We start from the raw sequence: 10,690 nt of genomic DNA, 5'->3' as shown, positions 1-10,690 counted from the left end.
AGACTACACCTTCCATATGGTTGGTGATGATGGTTTCAGACTATGGGTTAATGGAGCATTGATCATTGACTTCTGGCAGCAGGCATGGGAAAAACCACAAGTTAGCACCTCCATTTCATTGGAAGCAGGCAAGCATTACGATATTAAAGTTGAATACTTGCAAGGCTGGGGAGGCACTTGGCTTAAGATGGAATGGGAAAGCGCTAGCCAAAGCAGAGAGGTCGTGCCTGAATCAGCACTTTATTTGCCTACAGATCGTGTACTCACGACTAAAAAAGCTGATTTGACCGCAGAAATTCAAAAGGTAGATTACTTAACAGAAAACTTTGCGGACAAAGTAGCAGAAAGCGTAGTAAACAACTTAAGCTCTGCAAAAATAACTGCGGTAGAGCTGCTTGCCACTATTGATGACAAAGAAATTAGTGATTTAGATAAGGTTGGTTTGCTCGATGATGCCATTAAGAGCGTATCGATTGCCCGTTCTGACTTTATGAAAGAGATGGGAGTTACAAGCTCCTCCGTATCTGATAAATTTAACAATCCGCTGTATCAAGGACAGGACCCCTTTGTCACGTACAAAGATGGTTTTTATTACTTTGTTTCTTCAAGCAATTTAGACTCCAACAATAAAGTTTATGTATCCAAGTCTCGTACCCTGTTAGACCAAGGCGAAAAAATTATGGTATTCGATTCCCAAGGAACACAAACTCGGATTTTTGCACCTGAACTCTTCTTCTTTGATGGCAAATGGTATATCTATTATTGTGCTGACTTAAAAGAGTTTGATTACAAGCATATGGCGACGGTTCTGGAATCTGTGACAGACGACCCGCAAGGAGCGTACGTAGATAAAGGCGCCATTTATGCAGGTGAAAACGGCGTTTATAAACAAGCCAATGATTTCACGGTCTTCGACTACAAAGGACAACTGTATGCAGTTTGGGGCACGTTAGGCTCCGGCGAACCTATTGGCCCGGCAATTGCGCCAATGGATAACCCCTATACCATTACAGCAGACCGCTCCTTMCTGCCAGGCGGCGGCGGTGAAGGCCCTCGTGTATTGCAAAAGGATGGGAAAGTATTTATTACCATGTCCGAAGGTGATTATGCATCAAATGGCTATCGTTTATCTTATTTTATGAATACCGATGGCGATTTTTTGAACCCGGATTCTTGGACGCGCACAAATGATATTTTCGTTGCTACAGATGATGTTTCCGGCCCTGCCAGAGCAGGTTTTGTCAAATCGGCAGATGGCAAGGAAGATTGGATGATTTATCATTCGCGCGTATATCAAGATACTGGGCGCAACTGGTGGCGGCAGGTCAATATTCAAAAATTTGGTTGGAATGCAGATGGAACACCTCATTTCGGTATCCCTGTATCGCCATATGAATGGCAGGACTTGCCTTCTGGTGATTTAGGACTCGGAGATATGTATCAAGCTGAAGATGCTATTCTTTATGGTGAGATTACGAAAGACAACAGTCATGCAAATTATCAAGGAACAGGTTATATTAACCTGCCCAAAAAAGCTGGTGCAGAAGCCAGTTTTGTAGTGAATGCAGCTGAAGATGGTGATTACATCGTGGGTGTTAGATACGCTTATGGTGTGCAGGTCGATGGTGAATCTACAAATAATCCTACGACACAGTTGCCCGCAAGAGCAAACATCAATGTATATGTAAATGGCATACAAGTAAAAACGATTGGCCCAGATAAAACGGCGATCAGCTGGGATGAATGGTTTACCGCTTCTGAGCGTTTACGCTTAAAGGCTGGCAAAAATGTGATCAGTTATCGTATTGATAATGGTTCGATTGGCAATGTGAATTTGGACTTTTTGACGATGTATAAAGCCGATGTTCCTAACCTCAATCCCCCTGCTGAAGACGAATTAACGGGGACACTTACAGGTGCTTCACACCTTTCATTAGGCGAAAGCCTCGAAGTAAATTACGGGTTAACGCATGTGTCGACTAAATCAGAGGATGCCATTTATGCTCAGGATCTCACATTTGATTATGATGCCGACAAGCTCGCATTTGTTTCGGCGGAGTCCATAAAGAATGGTCTTATCGTTATTGATTCTAAAACGGACGTTCCCGGACAAATTCGGATTTTGCTTGCAAGTCAAGGTGCAGACCATGCTGTCACCGCCGATGGAGAATTGCTTAAATTAAACTGGAAAGCAATTAAAGAGTCATCAAGTACAAATATCACTCTCTCACAAGCGAAGCTTGCCAATTCAGCAGGCGTGGAGACCACACTTGCTCTTGTCACGCATAATGTTAAAGTCACGAGCACGATTGAGCTGAACAAAGAAGCTTTGAATGCCTTAATTACACAATCAGAGGCAGCCGTTCAAGCAGCTGTAGAAGGCAGTTCGCCAGGACAATACCCTGTTGGTTCCAAAGCCGCTTTGCAAGCAGCGATTCATGCATCCAAAGCAGCAGCCGATAAAGCTGTAAACCAAGCGGAAATTAATCAAGCGGTTACCGCCTTGAATCAAGCACTGCAAGCATTTAAAAACGCAGTCCATGTCCCAACATCAGGAGACACGAATTCAGATGGAAAAGTGACCGTTGGTGATCTTGGTATTGCAGCAGCCAGCTATGGCAAAAATTCAACTAGCCCTGATTGGAATGCGATCAAAAAAGCAGATATCAACCATGATGGCGTCATCGATATTGTTGATCTAGCCTTTATTGCAAAAACGATTGTACAATAAAGTTATCCATTCAATCATCAATTAAAAAAAGCCTCCTGCCAGTAAAATTACTTTACGGATAGGAGGCTTTATTTTTCACGATATTACATAAAATATTGCTTCTTACCCTTCCACCACGTCCGCACCCAATTCGCTCGCAACCTCAATCATCYTAGGGATCACGGCTTCATTCGTTCCGGACACATATATATCTCCCTGATAATGCCTGAACGGGATTGTGATATCGCCATAGCTCCACATAAAAAAATCACCATCAATAGACATCGTAGTTTCCCCTTTTACAGTGAAAACGGATGTATACGAAAAATCAGGTTTGTCAGCAAAATAACTTTTGCACTCTTCCAAAGATATGTTTTGCTCCAAATGGTTCTGCTCTTGCATTGTCCTTGTAATTCTATAGCGTTGACTCATAAAGTTACCTCCACTATTGTTCTTATGCTGATCAGCCAGTTAGTCCAGCATCATTAACCTTACACTCTTGCTTCCAGATATTCAACCAATTCCGCCATAATAACGCTACAATCCATTGCGGAACTGTCTTGGCGTCATACTCATGTGTTTGCGAAAAATCCGATTGAAGAAGCTGACATCTTGAAATCCGGAACTATATGCGACATGTACAACCTTGTTGCGATGATCCTTCAACAATTCGCAAGCATGCCTGACTTGAAGGGAATGCTTGTAGTCCATGAGGCTCATGCCTGTCGCTTTCTTAAATTTTGCCGTGAAGGATGATACGCTCATGCCGCAGGTTTGGGATAGCTGATTCAACGATAACGGCTGTCGATAATTTTGTTCTACGAAATGCAAAATAGAACTCATCCATTCCTCTTTCGGCAGCGGACTATTAGTATTGTTCTCGTTGTTATCCTGATAACGACTTAACAATACCAAACACTCGATCCAATTTGTTTTTATGACGAGCTGATAACCTACCGGCTTTTCATAAAACTCCTTGTGAATTTTTTGGAGAAGAAATTCCAATTGCCCCCGCTGATGCTCGTTCAATGAAATATACGGTACAAAAGAGGCATTTTTCCTTAGAAAAGGAGCGAGATAAAAGAAATTGATGAAGGCGGGTATTTGCAGCAGGACGCCCAATTCCTTCTGAAGCAGTTGCTTCTCAAATAGCAGATTGTATACGATCGTTTCTTCCCCATCGGTATTAAAGTAGCCATGATAGGTTTGYGGCTCTATGACGAATACATCACCGGTTGCTAGCGGATATCGTTGATCGGCCATTTCATGCAGCGCTCCGCCCTTAACCACATACACAAGCTCAACAAAATCATGTGTATGCGCAGGAATGACCTCACCTTTTTTAATTTGATAGCGCTGTATAAAAAAAGGAAACTCTCTGTCCTCGAAAAAAGCATTTCCATTTAGAATAGACAATTCAAGTCCATCCTCCTTAGCAGATCGTCCTACTTTTTTTGTAGATCATCCAAGAATTCGAACGGCTCCCTGTCGTAAAGTAAACCTAAGTACTTTCTATAAAAGGGAGAATGGTTATGTTGAATGATAAGAGGGTTTTGACGGAAAAGCAAATCATTTTTTATCGGGAAAACGGTTTTGTTCAAGTGGATAATGTGCTTTCCGAGGACGAGCTGCAAGAACTGAGGACGTATTTGGAAGAAACAATGAGTGATACTACAGGGCGTTCCATTCAGACGGACCAAGCTGGCGGCTCTTACTTCAAAGTGCTGAATCAGCGTGTAAACACATGGAGAGATCATGGCGGGATGGCCCGGTTCGTGTTAGGCWATCGTTTTGCAGATATGGGCAAGCAGCTTACTGGATTTGAAGGAATCCGTTTATTTCATGATCATGCCCTCTTGAAGATGCCGAATGATTCCAAACCAACGCCTTGGCATCAAGATTGGCCATATTGGCCGATGCAGGAAAGCGGAGCATTCTCTATTTGGATCGCGCTGGATGATGTGGATGAGAACAACGGCTGTATGATGTTTGTTCCAAAATCGCAAAAAATAAAAAATTTAAAAAGCATCGACTTAGTTGCTCCAAATGATATATTTGCCGATGCAGGAGCTCAAGACGTGGATAGAAACACTGCGGTGGTCGTGCGTATGAAAGCCGGAAGCTGTACCTTTCATGACGGGTTGACGTTCCATTATGCGAATGCCAATCATACTGATAAACCGCGGCGCGCGCTTGCTATTATTTTCATGCCGGATGGCACAATATTTAGCGGAAAGCCGCACAGCTGTACGGAAGGATTGGGTCTAGCAGCTGGGGACCGCATACAAGGCGGATTGTTCCCGAAGCTAGCATAAAAGATAAATATCAAACAACTTATCAATAATGTCACGTTAATCACAGTTATCTCAAAAAAAAAAGCCGCATTCAATGCGGCTTTTAACTATTTCACTTCCGTTTTCCGTCCACGAATTTCAGACTTTTCAGCTAATACATTTGAGTTTTGACTTAATACAATGTTGTCCCCATCAAATAGAATGTGGACATGAATAGAGAAAGGCGTTTCGATTAACCTCAAGGTCAACTGAAGCGTGTTTTCCTGCTCCCAGGCAAAGCTGCCAACGAAGCGTTGATATTCTCCCTGAAACAGAGGCGTCGTTCCCTCTACCCAGGCACCTCGACCAAGCTTAATCGTATATTCAATATCCTCCTTGCTCAGAAGGAAGACGGCTTTATTAGCCTCGAAGGATATAGAAATGCTTTTCCAAAGCGGTTCGTTTTGTTCTAGCGTATATTCAATGCCGTCAATGATGGCTTCCAATGGTGAATCCGGCGGCAGCTGCGGCAGCGGTAGCGCTAGCTGCTGCAATTCATCCGCAAGCTTCGAATATGCATCCTGATTTGCAGGAAGTGATGATGATTCCATTGCTGGGAGCAAGTGATCCCAGACCACATCCAGAATACCTTGCAAATCATTTGTACCGCTTGTCATTGCCAGCACCGCATTCTGCTCGGGCATCACGACACAAAATTGACCGAATGCACCGTCACCGCGGTACACTCCGTGCCGACATCGCCAGAACTGGTAGCCATAACCTTGCGCCCAGTCACTCACTCCACCGTCTCCATTGGATATTTGTGCTGACGTCGCTTCATCAACCCAATCTTCCTGTAGCAGACGCTGTTCATTCCACAAGCCTTTCTGCAAATATAGCTGGCCAAACTTAGCAATATCCTCCGTGGTAATGTTTAGCCCCCACCCTCCAACATGGATTCCCCGAGGACAAGATTCCCATGTCGCACCTTCAATGCCAAGCGGTTCAAACAACCGCGGCTGCAAATATTCAAGCAGCGTTTGACCAGTCACCTTCTGCAGTATGGCTGCCAGTATATATGTAGCCCCGCTGTTATAGACAAAATGTGAACCAGGTGCATGCTCTACAGGAGCATCCAGAAACGCCTTGACCCAATTTCCATCTTCACACTGCTGAAGCTTACTTGTTGTGTCCTGATCATGGCCTGTTCCCATCATCAGCAAATGACGGATTTCCATCGCAGCTAAATTAGAATTTATCTCGGCTGGAACATCCTCCGGAAAGAACGATACAACCGCATCGTTTAACGACAATTTCCCTTCTGCAGCAGCGAGACCCATGGCAGTTGAGGTAAAGCTCTTGCTAAGCGAGAACAGCATATGAGGAATATCCGATGCATAAGGCTTCCACCATCCCTCTGCTACTACCTGTCCATGTCTAAGCAGCATAAGGCTATGCAGTTCCAGCTTTTTCTCTTTTACAGTATTTAAAAAGGCAATTACAGCAGCGGAGGGTATTCCTTGTGTTTCCGGCTGACTTCTGGGTAAATGAAGAGTAGTCCGTTCCATCATTTCATTCCTCCTTTATACTACTAACTTACTGCAACTTCAGAGGACTGGCAAGCACTTTTGTTAGCGCTATCATAGATGTCTCGTTGAACCATGTTTTCATAAATAACATACTTACTAGCTGAGTTTATTTACTCACATGCAGCAAAGCGCCGATGGCACCTGAATACTCCCCATTTTCGAGAAATATAGGATTTGCCCCTCTAAGCCTCGTATAGCTTTGTACCACATCTTTAAGAAATTCATTTCGAATAAACGACGAACCGATGAATACGACAGAGGATACGCCGTATTGTCCAGCCGCAAGAACACTAACGGTCGCCACCGTTTCCCCTACCATTCCAATGACAGAAGCTAGCAGTTCTTCTTTTTCCAAATCTGCTTTCGATACCATGGGGTCAACATTCCCGAAGTTGCTGGCTGTTAAATCTCCTGGTATAGGGGGCACTGTCCCCTTATAAATTTGACTTACCTTCAAATCTATACGATCTCGTATACCTTTAGCAGCTAAAGGTACAATGCTGTCATAGTCAGTTATTCCTGTAAGCAGCTGTGATAGCCCCATCATGGTGCCGCCGCCGACCCCGGTACCGCCGACGCGCTGCTGCTCGCTTTTGTCTATACGGTGAATTGAAGTTCCGGTGCCAACATTGGTTAATATGTATGACTCCTCCGTTATTCCACTTGTTGCAAGAAGATGTCGCACACCACTCGATGTTGCTTCAAATTCAACGATTTGTTCAGCTTTTTGACTTAATAACGATCTCAAAAAAGTGGCTTTACCGCCTGTCGTACAGATCTTAATGTTATCTAATCCGTTTATCCAAGATGCCACATGCTCCAAATCAGCAATAGGAAACTTTTCAAATTCGAGCAGATCATTTTTCATATATGCGACTTTGATAAGTGTCCCGCCAGCATCAATTCCAATATTCATCTTGATTTGTCATCTCTTTTCTCCCATTAACATGCTTTGTCCGTACAATCATACACTCGAGCTGAGCATGGCTGGAATATTTATTTCTTTCACACAGGAAGCCCTTGAGAGATTCATCACACATTTAACCAAGGATACAATATCCTGAAGGGGGATCTGTGTCCCATTATAAGCCGATAAAACCTTCTCTATTCCATCTTCATATGGGATCTGAGTTGCAATTTCGCCTGGATTTATACAGGTTACACCTATTCCGTACTTCTTCACATGCTCACGCAAAGAATTGCTTATTCCACGCAATCCGAATTTCGAGGCAACAAATGAAATTTGTGTACTGTCATTATTTTCAAGACCTGATGTAGATCCGATGAAGAAAATTTTTGCGTTGTTTGATTTTTTTAAATTCGGCAGCAGCTTCTGGACACAAGTTATTGCAGAGGTCACGTTTACATTTATAATTTTAACAATTTCGTTAGGATCATCCTTCTCAAAATCATAGTCATCCATAAATCCTTTGCTTTCCCATATCCCAACATTATATATGAATACGTCTATGACGACATCATGTAATCTACTCGCAATTCTATCGCTTGCTTCATTCAACGCTAGATCAGCTTCAATCCAATAGCGATGAACACCATCGTTAAGTCCCAAACCATTCGGACAGCTTCTGGAAACTATCCATACGTTATCTCCCGCTTCCGGTAATCCTTTAACGAATGCCTCACCGAGTCCTTTACTCGCTCCAAAAATAATAAAATTTTTCATATAATCCTCCCATGGTTTTATTTCATTATCACTATTATATTCATATACTTAATATATAATAATGTTTAATTAATGAGAAAATCAAGTCTATAAGAGTAGGCGGGGCGTACTACAATACCATGATCCTTTTCCAGCTCGGCCACCATCTATTAGAAATCAACTAAAAACAAGCAACAGCTCCTTATCATCATTCGATAGGAGCTGTTGCTTGTTTTCAACGTTGTAAACTATATTTATGGAGCTTTTCCCGCTACTCTCCAGCCTCGTTTTTTCAACCATTCCCTGCACAGCAATGTCCACGTTCCGACACTTGCATCGTTCTCGGCTAATCCCATACCATGCGGACCACTCTCGAACATATGCAGTTCGCAAGGAACATGATGCCTATTTAATGCCTGTGCGAAGAGAAGGCTGTTCTCCACCGAAACGGCCTCATCGTCTGCCGTATGCCACAGAAAAACAGGTGGTGTATCCGCCGTTACTTGCAGCTCATTGGATAAGTCACGTCTTTGCTCCTCAGAAGAAAATTCCCCAAGCAAATTGACCATGGAATGATGATGACGGAACTCTCCAAAACTGATAACGGGATAACATAAGATAAGCAAGTCAGGACGACTGCTTTCCCTCTCAATTGGATCAAGATCCCCCATTCGCCCTCTGTCGTAATGTGTTCCAACTGTGGACACAAGATGACCGCCTGCGGAAAAACCTATCACACCTACTCGTTCCGCATCAATATTCCAGTCTTTTGCATGATGACGTACATAACGGATGGCACGCTGAGCGTCAAGCATTGGAACAGGATGCTTGTAAGGCGCGAACCGATACTTCAGCACGAAAGCAGAAATGCCGAGATTGTTTAACCATCGAGCGATAGGCTCGCCTTCATGATCTGCGAGCATGCCATAGGCACCACCCGGGCATACAATGACAGCTGCTGCAGGAACATCACTATCAACCAAATAAGGAGTTAATGTTGGATCTCCCTGCGGTTCTTCGCTAATCAGATGCGGTGCACCTTTTGGCCAAATTACAATCGGAGTTGTCAATGTATACCCTCCAAGCTGTTATGGTTATGTTTTAGCAGCTAGTTTAAATAATTGATCGAATCATATGGGCTGCTGGAGCCTTTGAATCCGCAATAGATCCCGTTTCTTCTCCGGCAGCTTGAGGCACATTCAATAAAACGATAGGAATTAGACCCTTCGTAGGCCGTCCAGCTGAAGTAATCTCGACGATCAGATCATACCGCGGCTCCTTTAATGCATTGGGCGTCAACTCGAAGAAAAGCTCGTTATAGCCGACATTGCAATGATACTGCTCCAGCGGTACGCTAATATTCGGTCCTGGAGACACGGTCCAACCCTCCGGCAAATGCCATTTGACGCTTAACCACTGCTGTATAAACAGCTGGTTGTCCAAGACAAGGCGGAACCGTTTCGGCTGAGCCTCCGATACAAAGGGTTCATTCTGATAATCCAAATAGACCGAAAAGATTTGAAAGTCGTATTGGACCATAAATGGGCTTTGCTTGAACAAATCGGAGGTTTCACGATAAACCCAGCAGTTTACTCTTTTCGGATAATTATATAAATCCTTATCCTCTTTAGTCTCGATTGTATATCCGCGTTCCGCATTTACATAGTCACAATACTCGCTTCCAAGAAAAATCGGTGTCAGCTTTAATATGCGATCCGTAAGTTCCGTCACCGTCTTCGGGATCTTTAAGCCTTGATCTCCCAGATTGATGCATAAGGTTTTGATCTCGTCCCCAATAGGCTCCAGCCATTCCGACGGCACACGCTCAGGCTCGCCAATAATCCCCATAATGGCGCCAAGTGTTGCCGCTGTACAATCGGTATCTTCACCGCAATTATTCGCGATACAAATACTTTTGCCAAAGTCGCCTTCTCCATAAAGCCAGCCGATGATTGTAATTCCAACGTTGCTTGGCGCATCCCAGCCCATATCCCCGACAGGGACTTCATCCGTCAACAGTTCCGGAGTCATCCCGATAATACCGAAGCTGCCAGGAAGTTCTGTCAGCACACGAATTCGAGCTTCCTGCCAGCTCATACCCGAACGATAACATTCTATAACCGTCCGAACCGCTTTTGCAGATCCGCAATCATCTGGAAGGTATGAAAGTCCGATGTCGATTAGCTTATACGTATCGCTCTCTACGAAAGCGGCGCTTTGGATGGCTGCGAAGAACACTTCCGCATACACACCCTCGTGACTGTGATCGACAACTGCATCCTCAAAAGCATATTTCACAGCGATATCCGGATGGCCGGGTGCGAGACATGCCCATATCTCCGAGCGAATAAACGCCCCATTGCTGTCACGGAATTTATTGTTTACATAACCGGATAACGGCGGCACGATCCCCATCCGCATATTGTTTTTCCCTGCACCGTATTCGGCCCAGTTA

At 44.0% G+C, this 10,690-nt stretch carries 9 protein-coding genes; 2 read left to right on the top strand and 7 right to left on the bottom strand.

What is annotated here, in order from left to right:
* A partial coding sequence (locus AC1DSE_RS21900; protein ID WP_477528182.1) for a family 43 glycosylhydrolase occupies nt 1-2,731 on the top strand: 2,731 nt, incomplete at its 5' end.
* Between the two features lie 102 nt (nt 2,732-2,833).
* Here AC1DSE_RS21900 and AC1DSE_RS21895 read toward each other — a convergent pair.
* Together AC1DSE_RS21895 and AC1DSE_RS21890 are read right to left on the bottom strand one after the other, a co-directional pair.
* Nucleotides 2,834-3,142: a hypothetical protein gene (locus AC1DSE_RS21895; protein WP_477528181.1), complete on the bottom strand. Its 309-nt coding sequence runs from the start codon at nt 3,140-3,142 to the stop codon at nt 2,834-2,836.
* Between the two features lie 105 nt (nt 3,143-3,247).
* Nucleotides 3,248-4,126, bottom strand: a complete 879-nt coding sequence (locus AC1DSE_RS21890) for a helix-turn-helix domain-containing protein (RefSeq protein ID WP_441881947.1) — start codon at nt 4,124-4,126, stop codon at nt 3,248-3,250.
* 116 nt (nt 4,127-4,242) lie between these two features.
* Between AC1DSE_RS21890 and AC1DSE_RS21885 the strand changes: the two genes are divergently transcribed.
* Nucleotides 4,243-5,025 (top strand): phytanoyl-CoA dioxygenase family protein, encoded by a 783-nt coding sequence (locus AC1DSE_RS21885; RefSeq protein ID WP_477528180.1) that lies wholly within the window; start codon nt 4,243-4,245, stop codon nt 5,023-5,025.
* Between the two features lie 86 nt (nt 5,026-5,111).
* Here AC1DSE_RS21885 and AC1DSE_RS21880 read toward each other — a convergent pair whose 3' ends face one another.
* The 5 genes from AC1DSE_RS21880 to AC1DSE_RS21860 all read right to left on the bottom strand — a co-directional run.
* On the bottom strand, nt 5,112-6,554 hold the full coding sequence (locus tag AC1DSE_RS21880; RefSeq protein WP_477512264.1) for a serine hydrolase domain-containing protein: 1,443 nt from the start codon (nt 6,552-6,554) through the stop codon (nt 5,112-5,114).
* A 124-nt stretch (nt 6,555-6,678) separates the two neighbouring features.
* Complete coding sequence (gene coaW / locus AC1DSE_RS21875) at nt 6,679-7,488, bottom strand: type II pantothenate kinase (RefSeq protein ID WP_477512265.1); 810 nt, start codon at nt 7,486-7,488, stop codon at nt 6,679-6,681.
* 48 nt (nt 7,489-7,536) lie between these two features.
* Complete coding sequence (locus AC1DSE_RS21870) at nt 7,537-8,256, bottom strand: SDR family NAD(P)-dependent oxidoreductase (RefSeq protein WP_477512266.1); 720 nt, start codon at nt 8,254-8,256, stop codon at nt 7,537-7,539.
* 233 nt (nt 8,257-8,489) lie between these two features.
* Nucleotides 8,490-9,305: an alpha/beta hydrolase gene (locus AC1DSE_RS21865; RefSeq protein WP_477512267.1), complete on the bottom strand. Its 816-nt coding sequence runs from the start codon at nt 9,303-9,305 to the stop codon at nt 8,490-8,492.
* A gap of 43 nt (nt 9,306-9,348) precedes the next feature.
* Nucleotides 9,349-10,690, bottom strand: a 1,342-nt coding sequence (locus AC1DSE_RS21860; protein WP_477528179.1) for an ADP-ribosylglycohydrolase family protein, incomplete at its 5' end; no start/stop codon positions are given.

It is taken from the genome of Paenibacillus sp. 01L418 (assembly GCF_056400045.1).
This window is presented reverse-complemented; position numbering and strand designations above follow the sequence as displayed.

What these genes read in the sequence shown, in the direction of transcription:
- AC1DSE_RS21880 (WP_477512264.1), bottom strand. Translation starts at nt 6,554, where the DNA reads ATGATGGAACGGACTACTCTTCATTTACCCAGAAGTCAGCCGGAAACA.
- coaW (WP_477512265.1), bottom strand. Translation starts at nt 7,488, where the DNA reads ATGAATATTGGAATTGATGCTGGCGGGACACTTATCAAAGTCGCATAT.
- AC1DSE_RS21870 (WP_477512266.1), bottom strand. Translation starts at nt 8,256, where the DNA reads ATGAAAAATTTTATTATTTTTGGAGCGAGTAAAGGACTCGGTGAGGCA.